The following is an 18,535-nucleotide window of genomic DNA, read 5'->3' as shown; positions in this document are numbered from 1 at the left end:
CGGCTGGGCCGCCCGTGCGGGGGCGGCTCAGCCCGCGGCCTTCCGCAGCCGCCGGACCAGCGCGGAGACCTCGGCCACCCCGCCCCGCGGCGCGTCCGGCCACTCGTCGACGCGGCTCCACCAGTACGCGCGCGGAGTGCCCGGGTAGCGCGGCAGGAGGTGCACGTGCAGATGAGGAACGTGGTCGCCGATCACCGCCGCGTACACGTGCTCGGCGCCCCCGGCCTCCCGCAGCGCTCGCGCGGCCCGCGCGCACCAGTGCCCGACGCGCTGGGACTCCGCGTCGGTGAGATCGGCCAACCCGGCGGCGTGACGGCGCGGTTCGACGAGCAGGTGGCCCAAATACACCTCGCCGGACCGGCCGGGGGAGTGGGGCGACACATGGGAGACCATGACGAGGTCGTCCTCCCCCACCGGCCCTCCCGGCATGAGTACGTCGCCGCGGTGCGCCCCGCACACCACGCACTGTTCCGGCGTGCCGTCGTCCCTGTCGTCGTCTGCCATGGCGAGAAGCATGCCCGCGCGCGGCCGTTTCTTACGCGTTTTTGCCGTTGCTCTGCCATTGCTGTGCGGCATGCCCCGCATCGTGGTGCTCGCACCCGGGGAACACCGGGGATCCCGGGAGCCCGAGGGGCTTTGAGGCGGAGGAGAGGGCGATGACGTACAAGAGCACGGCGCGGCGCGCGGGTCTGGCGGTGGGCCTGACGGCGGTGGTGGCCTCGGTGCTTCCGGCCGCGACGGCGACGGCCACCGGCGCCGCGCCGACGAGCGGCCCGACGGCCGCGGCGGCCCCCGGCTGGTGTCCGACCGCGCCCGGCCACCGGGTCGACTGCGGCCAGGAGAAGCGCCCCCTCGTGGCGGGCAAGCCCCGGCTCGGCACGGTCAAGGTGAGCTACGCCGTCGTGCGCCACCGCGGGCCCGGCCCCGCCAAGGGCACCGTCGCCCTGAACCCGGGCGGCCCGGGCGAGACCCTGATCGACAAGACCGAGGAGATCACCTGGGCCCTGGGCGACCTCCTGAAGGACCACGACGTGCTGCTCGTCGACCCGCGCGGCACCGGCACGTCGCAGCGCGTCCCCTGCGGAGTCACCGACGCCGAGTACCGGTTCGGCACCCGGGCGCAGCAGCGGGCCGCCGTCGAACGGTGCGGCAAGAACCTCGGGCCCAAGGCCGCGGGCTTCACCTCCGCGGCCACCGCCGACGACATCGACGCCGTCCGGGCCCGCCTCAAGGTGCGCAAGCTCAGCCTGTACGGCCTGTCGTACGGCACCTACCTGATGCCGGTCTACGCCTCCCGCCACCCCGAGCACGTACGCAACATCGTGCTGTCGGGGGCCTACCCCCTCGCGCTCGACACGATGGCGCGGCCCAGTGCCCAGGCGGTCTCGACGACCCTGCGCCGGGTGTGTCAGCGCAGCGTGCCCGCGGCGTGCGACGGGGAGCAGGCGGTGCGGGACCTGGCCACCACCGCGACCCGGCTGCGCACCGCGCCGCTGACGATCCCGATCAACACCGACCACGGCGTCTACAAGAAGAAGTTCACTGAGGACAAGCTCGCCAACCTGCTGTTCGAGGCGGCCAGCAGCCAGGTCGGCTTCGAACCGCAGAAGCCCTCGCTGCTCGGCAGGCTGCCGCACGCCCTCAACCGCTTCGTCAAGGGTGACGCCGCGCCGCTGCGCAAGCTGGTGCGCGAGGAGGGCAGGACGGGCAGCGATCTTGACCAGGCGCCGTACATCGCGGTCGTCTGCAACGACTACCGCAGGGACTGGTCGAAGGACGCGTCGAAGTCCGCGCGGTGGCGCCAGTACCGCGCCGCCCTCGCGGCCGTGCGCCCCGGTGAGCACGGCGCGTTCAGCGCCAAGGGCTTCACCGAAGGGACCACGGACGCGGGCGACGTGTGCATCGGCTGGCCGGGCAAGGACACCCCCGACCCGCAGCCGACGAAGCCCGCGCTGCCCGACGTGCCGGTCCTCGTCCTCTCCGGCGACCTCGACTCCAACACGCCGGACGCGAGCGGGAAGAAGGCCGCCAAGCAGTTCCGTGACAGCCGCTTCTACTCGGCCCGCAACATGGGCCACGTGCCCGAGCTGGAGCTGAGCGGCTGCGTCGTGGGCGTCTCCTCGACGTTCATCCGCTCCGACGCCCCGGGGGACACCTCCTGCCTGCGGTCGCTCCCGCCGATCGCGGTCACTCCGGTACGCGGCTGACGCCGTCGGCCGGACCCGCGGCCGCGGCCGGCCAGAACGTGTGGAAGGCGAAGCGGAGGTGCCCCTCGGGGGTGCGGTGCAGCGCGAGGTCGTGATCGTCGGCCTCGCGCTGCTCCTGTGGGTCCGGGGGCACCGGCAGGGGCTGCTCCTGGTCGGCGGGGGTCGCGGGCAGCCAGGCGGGCTGGCCGCTGGGGCTGGTGCCCGCGTAGTCGGTGATGGTGAGGGTGACGCCGTCCGGATCGGTGCGCACCCACAGGCGGCAGCGCGGCCGTTCGCTGTGGTCCGTCACGTAGTCGGCGCCGAGCCGGGCCACCTCCGCCGCGCGCCGCGCGAGCACCGGCGGGGCGCCGATCGCGGTGAGCAGGCACTGGGCGGCCTCGCCCAGGAGCATCCGGGTGCGGGGCGCGCGACTGACCTCGACGGCGAGGCACAGCCTCGGGAGTCGAGCGTCCGGGGCGCGGCGCGGGTCCACGGGACGGTGGACGGCGCTCGGCATACCAGCCCTCCAGCTACGGTGCTGGGAGAGGGGCCGTGGGGGACTCACCTGCCCGCACGCTGCCTGACCTCTCCGACGACGGCCGGGGTCTGGGACCACGAGGAACCTACGGCGTACGGCGCGCGGATCCTAGGCCGACCTCGGCCAACCTGTGCCGAGCAGGGACAACGCCGGAGGAGATACGCGCGATGGACGATCCGCCCCGCCGCGAATCGAATGAACTTTCGTCATGGGGGAGCGGCCCCGCCCGCAGACGCCGGTACCGGCCCCCGCGTCACCCCTCGCCCCGCCGCGGCCCCGGCGAGCCGATCAGCGTGAACGCGGCCCAGATCTCCGGGGCCCGCCACTTGCGCCGCGTCATGAGGACCGCGCGGCGCAGCGCCTCGGCGGGATCGTCGGTGCGCGCCAACTCCTGGTGGAAGCAGACCAGCGCGTCATGGGTCGGCTCCTCGGGGACCTCCCAGAGCGTGGCGACGACCGTGGAGACACCTGCGATGAGGAAGGTGCGGGCCAGGCCGAGCACGCCGTCGGCGGTGACCAGGCCCTGACCGGTGGCGCAGCACCCCAGGACGGCGATCCTGGCCCGGGTCGGGGTGCTGGCCAGCAGGGTGCTGGTGAGCTGACCGTGCTCGGCGCCCGCGGGCGTCAGGGCGATGCAGCCGGGGAGCTGGTCGAGCCGCAGCCGCGCGTCGAGCACGGCGTGGCAGGAGAAGTGCAGCAGGTCCGCGGAGCCCATCCGGTCGAGCACGGCCGGTACGGTCGCCGCCGCTCCCGCCAGGGCGGAAGCCCTGTGCACCCGGGCCACGGCCCGCGCGGTCTCCAGCGTCAGCGGCAGATCGGACAGCGGTAGCAGGCGCCCGTCCGGAGTCGGCACCACCGCGCCCCGCACACCGCCCACCACGAGCGCCCCGGAACTCCCGGACGCGGCCTCGCCGCGCCACACGTCCTCGTGGGCGATCAGCTCCAGGGCGTGCAGGGACGGCACCATGGTGAGGGAGCACCGGCTGACCAGCGGTTCCCCCGCGACGGGCAGCGCGGCGAAGGGCACCGACCACAGACCCCGCTGCGGCACGATGACCAGGCGCGCGTCCGGCCCCGACGGCAACAGGTGCGCGACCTTCCCGAGGAGCGCGTCGGACCACCCCGCCATCAGCGCGTCGTCACCCACCTGGCGCTCCAACTGCCGTACGGCCTCCAGGAGATCGACCGGCCGCGCCTCGTCCAGGCGGTCGTCGTCGGTCACCTCGCGCTGCACCTCGTGGTGGACGTCCCCGTCGGGAGTCACCACCCACATGTGGATCTCCCGCAGGAGCGGGGCCTGCCCGCTGACGGCCTCGATCTCGAAGTGCGGGGCGTACACGAGCAGCGTGGCCCCCAGGCGGCGGGCCAGGCGCCGCATCCGCTCGCTGCCCGGCGGCTCCGCGGGCACCTGGGACCTGGCGGGCCGGGCCGCGCGGATGCGCTCGCTCAAGGGTCCCGAGCGTCCCCGCTCGGCGGCCTCCAGCGCCCCGGTCACGTCGTCGACGCCGAGCCTCAGCTCCTGGGCGACCTGGGTGAGGGCCGTGGCGTGCGTGTCGAAGAGGCCGACCGAACCGGCCTCGTCACTGGCCGCCCGCAGCAGGGGCTCCCACAACTCCTGGGCCCGCCGCGCGTGGTGACGGGCGGCGGGCAGGTCCCCGGTGCCCAGGAAGGCGTGCGCCAGATTGAGGTGGCCGGTCGCCATCCCCCGGTGGTCGTCGACGCGCTGCTTCAGTTCGAGGGCGCTCACCAGGTCCGCGACGGCCTCCGCCGGGCGGCCCGCCTGGAGGCGGATCCCGGCCCGCAGGTTGAGGGCGACGGCGCGCTGGCGCGCCTGCCCCGGGGGGAGCGCGGCGAGCAGCGCGTCGGCCAGGGCCACGGCCTCGTCGTGCCGCCCCGCCCTGCTGAGCACCTCCAGCTTCGTCACGCGCGCCTGCTGGGCGATCAGCGGAATGCTCCGGGCGGCGGCCCACGCCCGCTCCATGGCCTCCTCGGCCTCGGCGGTGCGCCCCACCCTGCTGAGGGCCAGGGCGCGGTTGCCCTCGACCTCGGCCACCACGAGGTCGTCATCGTCGGACCGCACACAGCGGTGGGCGACCTCGGCCCACTCCAGCGCCCGCTCCCGGTGCCCCACCCCGTTCGCGGCCAGGCTCAACTGGCTCGCGGCGAGCGCCGCCCGGGCGGCGCTGTCCAGCTCCCGCGCGACCTCGAAGGCCCGGTGCTGCACCTGTTCGGCCTCGCCGAAGCGTCCGGCGTGGGCGAGGGCGCTGCCCAGGTTGCTGAGCAGGGACCAGCGCAGTTCCCCGCCGGTCTCGTCGGCCGGTTCGCCGAGCGCCACCAGGGCCTCGCGGAACGCCTCCGCCGCCTCGACGAGCCGTCCGATCTGCGCGACCACCTCGCCGTACTTCCCGATGGCGGTGGCCCGGTCCTCGGGGTCGCCGTGGTCGGCGGCCCACGCGCGGAAGTCCACGGCACGCCGCTCCGCCTCGTCCAGGAGACCCGCCATCATGCAGGCGGTGACCAGGGGTTCGAGCACCTTGGGCACCTCGGCGCTCAAGCGCTCCGCGGTGAGTGACTCAAGGGCCTGGGTGAGGTCGTCCCGGGCGGCCTGCCAGCGCCCCTCGCGTGCCGCCTGCAATCCGTCGATGCGCTTGACCTCGGCCCGCAGCCGTCGCCTGATCCCCATGCCGTGCTCCCCCCTGTGGTCACGTCCTGTCCCGCGTACGCCGCCTGCGGCCCAGCGCGTCGGCCGTCACGGCGACCACCGCGCCGGCCCCGGCGCCCACCAGCGACCACCGGGCCTGCTGCGCACCGCCCTCGGTCCCCGCGGCCACCAGGGTCGCCGCGGCCCACCCCACCGACGCGCCCACGGCCCCCAGGAGGACGTGATGCAGCACGGCGAAGGTGCCCGTACGCACGGTGCCGCGCGACCAGGCGATCACGGTCACGGGCAGCGTCAGGGCGAGCGCGGTGAGCAGGGCGATCACCGGTGCCTGGACCGGACCGGGCACCGGCACGTGGTAGCCGAACGCCTGGATGGCGGCGAGGCCCATCAACAGGGCCCCGAGGAAAGAGGTCTGAAGGAGCGTCAGATGCTGTCGGTGGTCGGCCAGATGCGTCTCGGCCGCCGCCAGGGCCTCGCGGGACACCTCGGCCGACGAGTCGATCGTCGCCTGGAGGTACTCCAGTTCGTCGTCGATGTCCTGTCGCAGCCGCTCCGCGAGGAGCCGGTCACCGGCGAACGGGCTCGCGGGCGGCGGTGACGCCTCCGGCGGTGGCTCGAACTCCCCGGCCACGGCCGCCGCCAGGTTGTCCCGGGCGATCTCCACCGTGCGGCGCATCATCCGGAGCCTGGCGGCCGCCACGATCAGCCCCTGGCTGTCGGTCCGCAGCCCGATCAGTACGGCACGGGCGTCGAGGACCTCCCGCAGCGCGGGCCCGTCCCCGCCCAGGAGGCGCCCGGTGACCCCCCACGCCTGCCGCACCGCCGCAGCTGCGCGGTCGCGCAGCTCCGCGTGACGGCTCCGCTCGAGCACGCTCCGCTCGTAGCGCAGCTTCGCCGCGTGCAGCGCATAGCGCGTCAAGGGGGCGGGGCGGTCCCGGGCGTGCCAGGCGAAGGCGTCCAGGTCGCGCTCCCGCGCCACGGGGGCGAGCGCCACGAGACACCTGCGCGCGGCCGGGGTGCAGGCCCCGGGGGCCTCCCAGAGCGCGAAGCCCTCCCGGGTGCGGTGCGGCCGGCCGGGGTGCCGCCCCGCGAACGCGCCGTTCAACTCCGCGGCCACCTCCGGCACTACGGCGCCCGAGGCGTCCGCCCCGAACAGCGCACCGGCGCTGAGCCCGAGCAGGACCTGAACGGCCCCCAGGCTCCCCGGGCAGGGCCACGGCACCAGCCGCTCCAGGGACTCCCAGCCGCTCTCCGGCTCCGGGGCCAGCAGGAGCGTGACCCCGACGACGTCATGGCTCTGGAAGAGCAGCGCCTGATGGAGCCCGCGGCCCGGCCGCTGCCGGGCCGCCAGGACGCGGTAGCGGGACGCGGGCCCGCCGACCGCGGGCACCTCGTCGAGCGACGGCTCGCCGGGCACGGCCGCGTCGAGCCCCAGGCGGCCGCAGTCGTCCCAGACGCGCTGCACCCGGGACCTCCGCTCGCCCAGGCCCTCGGGGTCGACCGCGTAGAACACGTGGAGCAGCAGGGCCCGGCGGACCACCGCGCTCACGCGCCTGCCCCGTCCTCGTCGTCGGAGGTGCGGGAGGCGTCGTCGGACGGGCCGCCCGACGAACCGTCCTCGCCGCGACCCGGCGAGGGAGCCTCCAAGCGGTTCAGGATCTCGGTGACCAGGAGGTTGGACCGCTCGTACACCTCCGGCGGCGCCGGGACCAAGGGGTCGTCCTCGTGACGTGTCGCCACGAGGCGCGGCCCCGCCAGGGCCAGCCGGGCCGTCGCCAGGCGCAACCCCTCACTGTCACGGGCCCGCCACGACTGCCCCATGGCGTCGAGGGCCGCCGCGACAGCGACCCAGCGGGAGGCGGGCATCCGCCACGCCGCGACGCGGCGCAGAGCGGAGGCCGCCTGCCGCGCCGCCTCGCCGAAGTCGTTTCCCGCCGCCGTTTCCGTCACGCTGCCCCCCCGCCGCGTACACGCCATCGCACAGGAACGGATGCCGATTGTCTTCGACGCTGCGCGGTCCGTACACCGCTTCGGCGGATCCTTTGTCAACGGCTTCCGGAGCGCCGGCAGGGCGCATGCGAGCACGAGGAGTTCACCCGTGTGAGGGATGGGTATTGGCCATCCACATCGATCCGGACGAGACTGCGCGGGAAGGCGGAGTCAGGGCGGCCGACCCGTGGGGGGTGTGCGGCTTCAGCCCGATCGGCCGTAGGGGGGCTTTCATGTGGGACAACGACGATTTCTCCGATCGAATTGCGGCATTTGTTCCCGCTGTGACGCGGTGCGCGCTCGAAGCGGGACGACGGGACCTGGCCACTCGCCTGGACGAGGTCGAACGGCGCGTGCGCCAGGCGCAGTTGACGGTCGTGGTCCTCGGCGAGTTCAGCAGCGGAAAGTCGTCGCTGCTCAACGCGCTCCTGGAGGACGCGACGCTCTTCCCTGTCGATTCGTACGTCTCCACGCGGGTGCTCACCTCGGCGCGGTGGGGCGAGCAGGAGTCGATCACGGTGGAGCTGGCCGCACGGCACGGAGCCGACACGGAGGAACGCGACGTGGGCCGCGACGGGTTGCGCGCGTACATCTGCGAGGCCGAGGTGCAGGACGGCACCGCCGCGACGGACGCCGAGCGGGTGCTCAGGGCCTCCATCCGCACGCCGAACGCGAAGCTCCGGGGCGGTGTCGTGTGCGTCGACACTCCCGGCATCGGCGGCGTCCACCGCGGCCACACGGCCGCCGCCCTCGGCGTGCTGCCCCAGGCGGACCTCGTCCTGTACGTGATCGACGCCATGCGGCCGCCGCTGCCGTCCGAGATCGCCTTCATCGAGCGGGTGGTGCGCGCCCTGGGTGCCGACGAGTGCCCCGAGCGGCTGCTGTTCGCCGTGACGAAGGCCGACCAGACAGGAGATCCCGGCCGGGCGGTCGGCGAGGCGCGCGCCCGCCTCGCGGCGGTTCCGGGGCTCGACGAGCGGTCCGCGGTGCTCGCCGTGTCGAGCCGCAGCCGACTGCTCCAGCTCACCGGAGCCCAGCCGCCGGAGAGCGGCCTCACCGGCTTCGAGGAGTTCGAGGCGCGGCTGTGGGAGGCCGTCGACCACGCCCGGCTGCGGCTGCGCGCGGGCGCGGCACTCGCCGAACTGCACTCCGTCGTCAGCGGCCTGCTCGTACCCGTCGAGGAGGCCATCGGCGTCCTGGAGGCCGAGGACGCCGCGGCCCGCGAGAAGCTGGCCGGGGCCGCGGCCGCGCGGCGCGTCGAGGCCGGGCGGCTGGTCGCGGGCGCCGCCACCTGGCCCGCGGACCTGGACACGGCCTTCGCCGACGTCACCGCCGGGCTGCGGGCCCGGGCCGACACCACCCTCGCCAAGGCGTGGCGTGACCTGCGGGCCCGCTACCGGACCGACCCCGCGTTCCTCGACGACCCCCAGGCCGTCCTCGACGACCTGGCGGGAAAGCTCGCCGTGCTGGCGGGGCAGCTGGGGCGCTCGGCGGCCGAACTGACCGGGGCCGCGTGCGAGACGGTGGCCGAGCGCAGCGGCATCCCGCTGCGGAGCCCGATGTTCGCGGACCTGCCGCTGCCGCCCCTGCCGGATCCGCTGACCGTGCCTGCGGCCTCCGCGGCGGCCACGCCGAGCGTCGTCACGAGCCTCACGACGGCCTTCGACGCCGCCGCGCGCGGGGCCCGACTGGGCGTGGCCCGGGGCGAAATCGTCGGCGCCATCGCCTGGGACCAGGCCGTACACCTCTCGCTCCCGGGCGGCAGCCGTACGGGCAAAGTGGTGAAGGGCGTCGTCCAGTCGATGGCGGAGGGTCGGGAGGGCTCGCGCCCGCCGACCCCCGGTGTCGTGGCCGGGCGCGTCGTCGGCGGCCTGGTCGGGGCGGTCCTCGCCTTCACCGGGCAGGTCCGGGAGATCCGCAGGACGACACACGCCGAGCAGGTCGCCGCCCTGGACCGGCTGTTCGCGCCGTGGGAGGCGCAGCAGCGGGCCTTCCTGCACGACGCCGTACAGGCCCTCGTCGACGCCTCGGCCGACCGGGTGCGGGCGGAGCTGCGCGACCGGATCGCCCAGCGCCAGGCCGAGTGCGAGACGGCCCGCACCGAGGTGGTCGCGGCGCTGGCGGCGGCCCGCAGCGACGCCGATGCGGCCCTCGCCCCCCTGGCCGCCCGCCGCGACGGCCTGCGCCGGATCGAGACCGGTCTCACGGCCCTCGTGGACGAACTCCGCGGCCGCCTCGCGGCAGCGGGGGACGACTGACGCGGCCGCGGCCCGTCGTGGGCCGTCGTCCCGTGGGGCGGGCGGGACATTCCCTGCTCACGCGAAGCCGAGAGCCGGGGGAGGGGCGGGCACAGCACAGCGGTGCCGCCCGGCTGTTGACAGGGGGCGTGGCGCCCGAGCGTCCCCACGAGACGGACAGGACGGACAGACACACCCCATGACCCTGCGGCACAGAGCCGAGCGAGCCGTCCGCGACGCGCTCGCCCGCATCCCTGCCACCACGGCCACGCACCGCGCCCGCGCGACGCTGCAAGCCCAACTGCCGAAGCTCACCGCCCCGCTGCGGATCGCGGTCGCCGGACGCGTGAGCTCCGGCAAGTCCACCCTGGTCAACGCGCTCATCGGCGCCCCCGTAGCCCTGACCGGCAGCGCCCCGCTCACCCTGGTGGTCAGCGTGCTGCGCCACGGCGACCGTGCGGCGCTGACCGTCCACCACACGGACGGACCACCCACGCACCTCGAAGGCCTCGGCCGGATCGAGGAGTTCACGGCCCGTGGACACCAGCAGGAGGAACCACGCCCCGTCGACCACGTCGAGGTGTTCGGCCCGCACGCCTGTCTGCGGCAGTTCGACCTCGTCGACACGCCCGGTTTCGACTCGCCCTACGCCCAGGACACCCAAGAGGCGATGCGCGCCCTGGGCGTCGACCGGCAGTCGTTGGCCGCCTCATCGGCCGCCGAACTCCTCGGCGCCGACGCCGTGATAGCCGTCCTCAACAGCGACGTGACCGCGCCCGACGCCGACGTGCTGCGCCGGTTCCACGACGCCGACGGCACCGGCTTCGCACCGACGCCCGTCACCTCCCTCGGCGTCCTGACGAAGGTCGAGCTCCTGTGGCCCGGCGAGATCGGGCAGCCGGTCGACGACCCCCGCGACATCGCGCGGAAGCACGCCCGCCGCATCATGGCGTCCGCCCGCACCGCGCGCATGTTCCACGACGTGCGCCCCCTGTGCAGCCTGCTGGCGGCGGGCGCCGCCGCGTTCGACCCCGAGGCCGACTTCGAGGCGCTGCACGCCCTGGCGGGCGTGGACCAGGCCGCGCTGGACCTGCGGCTCGGCCATCTGTCCGGCTTCGTGTCCGCCACCGACCTGCCCCTGCCCGCCGACCGGCGGCGCCGCCTCGCCGGGCTGTTCAGCCCGTACGGCGTGTCCCTGGCCTGCCGGCTGCTGCGGGAGGGCGTGGACCGGCCCGCCGTGCTGCGCAGGGAACTCGAAGAACGCAGCGGGATCACCGCGCTGCGCCGGGAGCTGACGGAGCGGTTCGCCGCCCGCAGCGACCTGATCAAGGTGGCCCGGGTGATCGAGGAGGTACGCGGCCTCCCGGAGCTCCTCGCACCGGACACCTCCGACCGGGAGCGCGACCTCGTCGTACGGGCGGTGGAAGCGATCACGGGCCTGGAACACTCCGAGCCCGCCTTCATGGAGTTCGACCTCCTGCTGCGGCACTACACCGGACGGTTACGGCTCTCCGAGAGCGAGGCGCGGGAGCTGGAGCGCGTCACCGGCGAGCGCGGCAGCACGGTGGCGGCCCGCCTCGGCCTCGCACCCGGGACGGACCCGGCCGCCCTCGAACGCGCCGCCCTGGACCGCCTGGCCCACTGGAACGGCCCGCGCCCCCCGCGGAGGCCGGGCGGCAGAGCCGTGGCCCACGTCCTCAAACGCCGCTACGACGAGCTGTACCACCGGCTGCGGCAGGCCCGGGCCCTCCTGGACGACGTACCGGCGCACGAGGAGGAGCCGACGCCGCGGGGACGGGCCCCGGCAGAGCCCGTCCCCCTCTCCGACGTCCTGGGCCCCGTCGACGACGGCTGCGTCGGCGGCGCGCCGGTCCTCGTGGTCGACCTGGGCACGACCACGTCCTCTGCGGTCCTGCTCGACGACGGCAGGACGCGCCTGCTGAAGGAGCCGGGCACCGGACGGGACTGGTGGCCCACCGCGGTGTACGACGACGGGCAGCTGCTCGTCGGCTCCGTCGCCGAGGCCCGCAGGGCGGGCGGCCCGGACTGCTTCCGCACCGAGTTCAAACCCGAGATCGGCAGCCCCGTCCCGGTGCTGCGCGGCCCCGGGGGCGCCCACACGGCGGAGGACCTCGCGGTGGCCGTCCTCGCCGCCTTCCGCCGCCGCACGGCGGCACTCCCCGGCGGCGTTCCCGCCCGGCTGCTCGTCACGGTTCCCGCGCGGACCGCGGGGCGACGACGCGACGCGATGATCCGCGCGGGCGAACGGGCCGGCTTCACCGATGTCGAACTCCTCGAAGAACCCGTGGCCGCCGCCCTCGCCCCGTCGGACGGCGGGCCCTGGCCACCCGGCAGCACCGTGCTCGTGTACGACCTCGGCGGCGGCACCTTCGACGCGGCCCTCGTCGGCATCGGCGACAGCGGCCACACGCTCCTCGGCACCGCGGGCCTCGCCGACGGTCACGGCGGCCGCGACATCGACGCCGCGATCGTGCGCGACCTGGCTCCGGCCATGGAGGACTGGCTGCGGGCCGCCCCCGAACGCGCCGCGCACCGCGATCAGTTGGCCCACCTCACCCTCCGCGCGGCCGTCCGGCTCAAGCACGGCCTCGCGGCCGAGGACTGCCCCGTGGAGGCCGTCGTCCCCGGCATGCCGCCGCAGAGCCTGAGCCGCAAACGCCTGGGGCAGCTCACCGAAGAGCTGCTGGCCGACTCGGTCGTCTGCTGCCGCACCCTGCTGGCCGAGACCGGAGTGGATCCGCAGGACGTCGACGTCCTGCTGGTCGGCGGCAGCACCCAGATGCCGTCGGTACGCCCGTATCTGGAGCGGCGCCTCGGCACCCGCCTGCCGGTCCGCTCCGCCCTCGACCCGGTGCTGGCCGTCGTGGAGGGGGCCGTGACCTGGGCCGAGGGCATCGGGCGGCGGCGCATCGCCGCCGACGGCCCCTCCTCGCTGTGCGCGCCCCTGTCCTGGACGCTGCCGGGCGGCCGGGCGACCCTGGTGCGCTGGTTCGCCGCCCGGGGAGCCGCCTACCGCCCCGACGCGGCTCTGGCCCGCGTGCGCCTCGCCGACAACAGCCTCTTCGACCTGCACGCGCGCACGGGGGGCCGTATCGAGCAGCACCACGTGTGGCCCGGCGACCCCCTGTACTCGGGTTCGTGGCTGGCCACGGCACTGCGCCCGGCGGGCCCGGGCGACCTCCTGCCCTGCCCGCGGGAAGTCCTGCGCTCGCCCGGCGTCGTCACCGCACTGGCCGTCGCCCCGGACGGCCGCCACGTGGCCGTCGCCGTACGGGAAGGCCCCGAGGACTCCGTGCTCCGGCTCCTGGACGCCCTCACCGGGGAGACCAGGGACGAACTCCGCATCCGCGGACGGGTGCTGTCGGCGGCCTGGTCCTGCCCGGGGACGTGGCCGGTCTTCGGCGTCTCGGGGTCCGAGCTGTCCGCGCACAGCGTGTGCGCCCTGGCCGCCCCGGCCGTCGACGGCGCTTCGGCGCGGCTGCGGCAGCTGGCGGAGCAGCCCGCCGCGGTGCTGGCCCTCGCCCAACTGCCCGGCGGCCGGGACGTCGTGGTCCTCGGCGGCGACGGCGTCCTGCGGGGCGTGGACACTACGACGGGGCGGGACCGGGTGGTCGCCGAGTTCCCGCACCGCCCGACCGTCCTCGCGGTGGATGACGACGGGACGCGAGCCGTGGTGGCCGGGGGCGGCGGACACCGGGGCGTCGTGCACGTCGTGGGCCTCGCGGACGGCGGCCAACGGTCGTCCTGGCCGCTGCCGGCGCAGATCAGAGGTCTTGCCTGCGGCCCGGGCAACGAGGTCCTGGCGGGCGGAGTGACCTCCGACGACCACGGGTTCGTCGGACATCTGGGGCAGGGCGAGCGGCTCATGCCCTCCCGCGCGCAGCCGGTGCGGGCCGTCGCGGTCTCGCGGGACGGGGCCTTGTTGGCGGCGGTCGCGGTCGACGGCGAGGCCTGTGTCGGCGGGGCCCGGGGCAGCGGCACCTGGGCCCGCCCCCAGTACCCGGACACACCCGTCGCCCTGGCCTTCTCGCCCGACGGCCACTACCTCCACATCGCGGGCGACGCCGGACTCCGCATGTGGGCCCTCACCGAGGCGCACCACCGGGCGGGCGACGAGCCCACCGCCCCGACCGCACCGCGACAGGAGCCGACCAGCCATGACACCTGACGAGGCCCGCACCCCCGGGCCCGCTCCCGCCCCGGGCCGGGCTCCTGAGGCCCCGGCGTCCGACGGCCACCCGCCCTTGGTCCCGCACACCCTGACGGACCTGTTCGCCTCCGCCCGCAGGCGAGCGGTCCAGCCGGCGAACCTGAGCCCCGCGTACGGCATCGGGCAGACGGTCGGCAACGCGATCGACGACGTACGCCGCGGCCTGGACGGGAAGCGACTGGATCCGCACACCCGCTACCAGCTCACCCACCTGCTCGACGCGCTGAGCACGGCGGTGACGGAGACCGTCCGCACGGTCCTCGCCCAGCAGCCAGGAGCGCGGCGCGAGCCACCGGCCGACGAGGAGGAGCCCAAGGGCCGCCTCGGGGACAGGCTGAGGCGGGGCGGGGGACGGCAGCGGAACCGCCCGGCCGCCGCAGCGCGGTGGCCCGCCGCTCCCCGTCCCTCGCCCGCCCCGGTCCTGGACGCGGTCGGCAAGGCGCTGCCGCACGTCGAGAAGGCGTTCGGCAAACAGCCCCCGACGACCGGGCCGCCCGCCCCGCCCTGGTACGAGCACGAGGTCATGATGGAACTGATCCAGGACCTGGTCAGCCTCCGCGCCCGGGGCCGCGCGGAGCGGGTCTGGGACCGCGTCGGCGTGTTCCAGGAGCTCCTGCGCGCCCAGGGCATCGAGATCCTCACGTACGACGCGGAGCTCCGGCCGGAGCAGCAGGCGGACGCCTTCCACCTGGAGCAGGTGACGCGGGACGCCGCGTGCCGGTACGAGACGGACCTGCCCGCGCTCGTCCTGCACCCCGACGGCGACGACCGCCGGGTCCTGGTGCGGGGCAGGGCCCTTCGCCTGCCCGCGACCACCCCTCGGACCACCGCTCAGGGCAAGGAGACCGACCGATGACGCCGCTCGAACCGACGCCGGAAGACAGGCCGGAGGGCACCTCGGAGGCCGGGCCGGAGACCACCAGGAGCCTCGTCATCGGGTTCGACCTCGGCCACGGGGAGACCGCCGTGGCCACCCTGTGGTCGACCGCCGACGGAGAGCCGCACGTGGAGGACATCTCCCGCACCCCCAGCCGCGTACACCCCACCGTCGTCGCCCTCTGCCGGGCGGCGGACGACGACACCGGAGAAACGACCCTGGTCGGGGAGCCGTGCTTCACCGTGTTGCCCCCGCGCCTCGCCCGCGTCCCCGAGGCCCCGCCGGACGGTCTCGTACCGGGCGAGCCGGAGTTCTACATGGCGTTCAAGCACGCCGGGCTCGACGCGCGGGCGCGGCGGGCGACGGACCTGTTCATCCGGCAGGTCGCCCGGGAACTCGCCCTGGAACGGACCGAGGGCGTCGAGACCTCCGGCATCCTCAAGATCACGCCCGGGACACGGCTGCACTGGGTCTTCGGCGTCCCGTCCGGGTGGGACAAGGAGGAGTGCGAGGAGTACGAGCGGCTGCTCCGCTCCGCCGTCACCGGTCTCTTCCCCGGCCAGAGCGTGGAGTTGGTGCCCGAGTCGCGCGCCGCGATGCTCTACGCCAAGGAGTCCGAGGAGTTCAAGACCGCCGATCAGCACCTGATGGGGGCCATCGCCGGGCGCGGCACGGTGCTGGTGATGGACATGGGGTCCCTGACGACGGACTACACCTTCGTGTCCGGCATGAGCGAGCTGCCCGTGGCCGACTGGAACTCCCGCTTCGGCGCCTCGCTCATCGAGAAGGAACTGCTGCGCCGCGTCGTGGCCGACCACCGCGACAGCGCCCTCCTGGAGGAAGCGCTGGCGGACGACCCCCTTCAGCGCGCACGCCTCGAGTTCGCCTGCCGTCATGCCAAGGAGCGGTACTTCGGGCTCTCTCCCGACCAACTGCGGCTGAACCCCGGCCCGCGGCGCCTCGGGGGCGACGACGTCACCGCCCGGTCGGGGGAGCTGATAGAGGTGTCCATCCGGCTCTCGCCGCCGCTGATGGACGACATCCTCGACGCGCGCCTGGACGCACTGGGCCGCTCCTGGCGCGCGGCGTTCCGCGAGGCGGTCGAAGGGGTGCGCGACAAGCTGGTGAAGGAGACCGGGAGGCCGCCGGACGTCGTGCTGATGACCGGCGGGGCGTCACGGATGCGGTTCGCGCAGGAGATCTGCCTCGACGTCTTCGAGGCGGAGGAGGGCGGCACCCGGGTGCTGCTGGGCGTGCGCCCCGAGCACGCGATCGCCAAGGGCCTGGCCATCGCGGGCCGTACGCGCCGCCGGGTCGAGGGGTTCCTGGAGGAGGTGGAGGTGTTCGCCCGCGACCGCGTCCCCGCCGTCATCGGCGACAACCTGGAGTCGCTCGGCCTGGCCCTCGGCAAGGTCACCGTGGACGGCATCGTCGACGACCAGGTCTGCCCCGCCGTCGTGCGGTGGCGCGAGGGCGAGCTGCGGCTGCTCACGGACATCGCCGTGGAGGTGGCGGGCAAGCGCGAGGCGTACCTCAAGAGCCCGGCCGGGCAGGCGAAGCTGAAGGAGGTCACCCGCGCCTGGTACGCCGAGGTCACCGCGGTGATCGACCGGGAGGCCGCGGCGATCGCGCACCGCTACGGGATCCCGACGGAACCCCTGCGGGTCTCGCCCTTCGGCCCCGCGACGACGACACCCCGGCCCGACGTCAACCTCCAACCGCTCCTCGACACGCTGGACTCGATCCTCAGCCTGGTCGCGGGCTGGATGACCACCATGACGGCGGGGGCGGCCCTCGGGGTCATCTCGGCGGCGTCGCAGGGCGCCGCCGGGGCCGGAGCCGTCGCCGCGGCGTCCAACCCGATGGGCTGGATCATCGGTTCCATCGTGGCGGCCGTGGCCGTGGTGATCGGCATCTGGATGGGCAAGGACGCCCTGATGAAGTGGATCTCCAACGCCGACATCGCCGGACCGCTGCGCAAGCTCAACCGGGAGAAGACCCTCCTCAAGAAGATCCGCGCTCAGGCCGACGAGGACCGTCTGGAGGCGAAGGCGGCCGAGGACTTCGCGCGCCACTTCGCCGACAGCCACCGCGAGACGATCGTCGCCCGCCTCTCCGCCTCGGTCGGGGCCCAGCTGACGAAGGCGGCACGGGAGGCGGCCCTCCTGATCGACCGCCGCGCGGAACCCGCGTGACGCCCGACGGGGAGCGGTGGGCGTTCCCCGTCGGCATGGGCGGTACCGGACGCTCCACCTCCGGTCGGCGTACCGAGGAACGACGTCACGCTGACGGCCCGCTCCCTCGCGCTGGGCCCGCCCCGTTACGCAGGACCGGACCCTGGGCGCCCGCACGCCGGGCGCCCAGGTGAAGCGGATACCGCCGACGCTCGGACGACCGTACGTACGACGGATGCGTAGCGACGGTACGCAGCACGTCGGCGCCCGTGCGCACCGGTGGGGGCGCTCCGGCCGGGGAGTTGCCGTGAGCACGCCGCTCCGGCGGCCGGAAGGGCTACGTCCCGTCCAGGCCGTGAACGCTGTCGCACAGCCGACGTGGACGACCCTCGGTCCCGAGGCGGCGGTCGGCGGCGCGACGGCCCCGAAACGCACGGTGTCGCTCCGACGGCCCGGGTACTCGCCCGCCGCCCTGGCGGACCCGCAGGGCGACAGGCGACCACTAGGAGAGCGCGATGACCGCTGCTTCGTCAGCCGGTTACCCGGAAACCGGCCCGTCCCAGGCCACGGCGCCGGTTGCGCGACACACCGGCGCGGAGACCAAGCCCGCCTTCAAGACAACGGAGTTGTTCGTCTACGTGGCCTCCGTCATCGCCGTCCTCATCGCTTCCGCGGTAGTGGGCGACGGGGATGACGGCATCGACCGCTTCGCGGCGGATCAGGCGTGGCTGTACGTCACCCTGCTGACCATGGGCTATCTGATCAGCAGGGGACTGGCCAAGTCCGGTGCCCGGGGTGGGTCGGACACGACCCTTCACCAGGGTTCCCGTCAGCCTCACCAGCACGGCTAGGCCCTCCGGCGCGTGCCGGCGTCCGCCCCCGGCTCCGGTCCTGGGGCCGGGGGCGGCGCACCCTCGTTTCCCGCCCTCCGCCGAGGGAACCCGAACGGCACACCGACGGAGAGTCGGCACCGCCCGACGGCGCCCCCGCTCTCCTGCCCGTCTTCCAACGCGAGAGAAGTGAAGCGCCGTGAACGCGCGCACCGGCAAAGAGAACGTCCTGCGTCTGCACGAGACCGGCTGGGCCAAGGCCCGCCGTCTGCGCGGCAAGCGCCTACGCACCTGTCTGCCTCCCCTGCCCGGCGAAGGCGCCCGCTCCTCGGCGCAGGTGAGCCCGGAGGGGAACATCGTCCGGGGCGACGACTGAGGAGCCGACCGCTACCGGTTCGTCCTGCGGACTCGGGCGGCGCGCCGACCCGCCAGGCCGGTGGGGGAGTGCCCGTCGCCCGGAGGCGCGCGATGCCGTTGCCGAGGGCCGCACGCTCACCGGCCGACTCCCGGCATCTGCCCGAAGAGGGTCAGCGGCGCCCGGCAGTTGTCGCCCTGACCGCCTGCGCGAGACCGATGAGGGCCAGTGCCGCCCCCATGCCCATCAAGACCACTCCGACCTTGGTGAGCGTGACGACCGGGATCTCCACCCCGCCGGTGAACAGCTTCAGGCCCAAGCCGACGGTGAAGGTCGCGGTTCCTTCGGCGAGGTTCTTGGCGGCTCGGTTCACTGCTGCTCTCCCCCTGGTGGCGCGTGGCGCGTGAGGCTCTCGGATCGCTGCCAGCGTAGGCAGGGGGGAGGGGTGTCGATCTC

13 protein-coding genes are annotated in these 18,535 nt (G+C 74.8%); 7 read left to right on the top strand and 6 right to left on the bottom strand.

The features are described 5' to 3' along the window. Positions 1–27: 27 nt before the first annotated feature. Positions 28–504 (bottom strand): HIT family protein, encoded by a 477-nt coding sequence (locus AC5WAM_RS03645; protein ID WP_366789832.1) that lies wholly within the window; start codon positions 502–504, stop codon positions 28–30. Positions 505–656: 152 nt separating this feature from the next. Here AC5WAM_RS03645 and AC5WAM_RS03640 point away from each other — a divergent pair, with 152 nt between their 5' ends. After that, entirely contained in the window at positions 657–2,207 is a 1,551-nt protein-coding gene (locus tag AC5WAM_RS03640; protein ID WP_495521540.1) for an alpha/beta fold hydrolase, read from the top strand. Here the strand turns inward: AC5WAM_RS03640 and AC5WAM_RS03635 are convergent. From AC5WAM_RS03635 to AC5WAM_RS03620, 4 genes are all read right to left on the bottom strand, one after another. Further along, the gene (locus AC5WAM_RS03635; protein WP_495521539.1) at positions 2,188–2,703 is read right to left on the bottom strand and encodes a hypothetical protein; all 516 of its coding nucleotides are present in this window, start codon (positions 2,701–2,703) and stop codon (positions 2,188–2,190) included. The genes AC5WAM_RS03640 and AC5WAM_RS03635 overlap by 20 nt on opposite strands. 274 nt (positions 2,704–2,977) lie before the next feature. Beyond that, on the bottom strand, positions 2,978–5,407 hold the full coding sequence (locus AC5WAM_RS03630; protein ID WP_495521538.1) for a CHAT domain-containing protein: 2,430 nt from the start codon (positions 5,405–5,407) through the stop codon (positions 2,978–2,980). Positions 5,408–5,426: 19 nt separating this feature from the next. Next, a complete protein-coding gene (locus AC5WAM_RS03625; RefSeq protein ID WP_495521537.1) occupies positions 5,427–6,935 on the bottom strand; it encodes a CATRA conflict system CASPASE/TPR repeat-associated protein in 1,509 nt (502 codons plus the stop codon). Then, complete coding sequence (locus AC5WAM_RS03620) at positions 6,932–7,336, bottom strand: CATRA system-associated protein (RefSeq protein ID WP_495521536.1); 405 nt, start codon at positions 7,334–7,336, stop codon at positions 6,932–6,934. Before AC5WAM_RS03620 ends, AC5WAM_RS03625 begins: the two co-directional genes overlap by 4 nt. A 323-nt stretch (positions 7,337–7,659) precedes the next feature. Between AC5WAM_RS03620 and AC5WAM_RS03615 the strand changes: the two genes are divergently transcribed. The 6 genes from AC5WAM_RS03615 to AC5WAM_RS03590 all read left to right on the top strand — a co-directional run bounded on the left by AC5WAM_RS03615 (position 7,660) and on the right by AC5WAM_RS03590 (position 18,100). Further along, a complete protein-coding gene (locus AC5WAM_RS03615; RefSeq protein WP_495521535.1) occupies positions 7,660–9,633 on the top strand; it encodes a dynamin family protein in 1,974 nt (657 codons plus the stop codon). 178 nt (positions 9,634–9,811) lie between these two features. Beyond that, positions 9,812–13,801: an Hsp70 family protein gene (locus AC5WAM_RS03610; protein ID WP_495521534.1), complete on the top strand. Its 3,990-nt coding sequence runs from the start codon at positions 9,812–9,814 to the stop codon at positions 13,799–13,801. After that, positions 13,791–14,699 (top strand): hypothetical protein, encoded by a 909-nt coding sequence (locus AC5WAM_RS03605; RefSeq protein WP_495521533.1) that lies wholly within the window; start codon positions 13,791–13,793, stop codon positions 14,697–14,699. The genes AC5WAM_RS03610 and AC5WAM_RS03605 overlap by 11 nt, the downstream gene beginning before the upstream one ends. Continuing rightward, positions 14,696–16,915, top strand: a complete 2,220-nt coding sequence (locus AC5WAM_RS03600) for an Hsp70 family protein (RefSeq protein ID WP_495521532.1) — start codon at positions 14,696–14,698, stop codon at positions 16,913–16,915. Before AC5WAM_RS03605 ends, AC5WAM_RS03600 begins: the two co-directional genes overlap by 4 nt. 494 nt (positions 16,916–17,409) lie before the next feature. Next, positions 17,410–17,745 carry a hypothetical protein gene (locus AC5WAM_RS03595; protein ID WP_366789843.1) on the top strand — a complete coding sequence of 112 codons (336 nt, stop codon included), beginning with the start codon at positions 17,410–17,412 and terminating at the stop codon, positions 17,743–17,745. A 178-nt stretch (positions 17,746–17,923) separates the two neighbouring features. Then, positions 17,924–18,100: a hypothetical protein gene (locus tag AC5WAM_RS03590; protein ID WP_495521531.1), complete on the top strand. Its 177-nt coding sequence runs from the start codon at positions 17,924–17,926 to the stop codon at positions 18,098–18,100. Between the two features lie 151 nt (positions 18,101–18,251). Here the strand turns inward: AC5WAM_RS03590 and AC5WAM_RS03585 are convergent, their stop codons facing one another. After that, the gene (locus AC5WAM_RS03585; protein WP_495521530.1) at positions 18,252–18,452 is read right to left on the bottom strand and encodes a DUF5708 family protein; all 201 of its coding nucleotides are present in this window, start codon (positions 18,450–18,452) and stop codon (positions 18,252–18,254) included. Positions 18,453–18,535: the final 83 nt, after the last annotated feature.

This window comes from Streptomyces sp. JLYT201 (assembly GCF_059448825.1).
The sequence above is the reverse complement of the archived record's forward strand: the minus strand, read 5'-3'. Positions and strand labels throughout refer to the sequence as shown.

Coding starts and splice junctions, on each gene's coding strand:
- AC5WAM_RS03645 (WP_366789832.1), bottom strand. CDS start 504: ATGGCAGACGACGACAGGGACGACGGCACGCCGGAACAGTGCGTGGTG.
- AC5WAM_RS03640 (WP_495521540.1), top strand. CDS start 657: ATGACGTACAAGAGCACGGCGCGGCGCGCGGGTCTGGCGGTGGGCCTG.
- AC5WAM_RS03635 (WP_495521539.1), bottom strand. CDS start 2,703: ATGCCGAGCGCCGTCCACCGTCCCGTGGACCCGCGCCGCGCCCCGGAC.
- AC5WAM_RS03630 (WP_495521538.1), bottom strand. CDS start 5,407: ATGGGGATCAGGCGACGGCTGCGGGCCGAGGTCAAGCGCATCGACGGA.
- AC5WAM_RS03610 (WP_495521534.1), top strand. CDS start 9,812: ATGACCCTGCGGCACAGAGCCGAGCGAGCCGTCCGCGACGCGCTCGCC.
- AC5WAM_RS03605 (WP_495521533.1), top strand. CDS start 13,791: ATGACACCTGACGAGGCCCGCACCCCCGGGCCCGCTCCCGCCCCGGGC.
- AC5WAM_RS03600 (WP_495521532.1), top strand. CDS start 14,696: ATGACGCCGCTCGAACCGACGCCGGAAGACAGGCCGGAGGGCACCTCG.
- AC5WAM_RS03595 (WP_366789843.1), top strand. CDS start 17,410: ATGACCGCTGCTTCGTCAGCCGGTTACCCGGAAACCGGCCCGTCCCAG.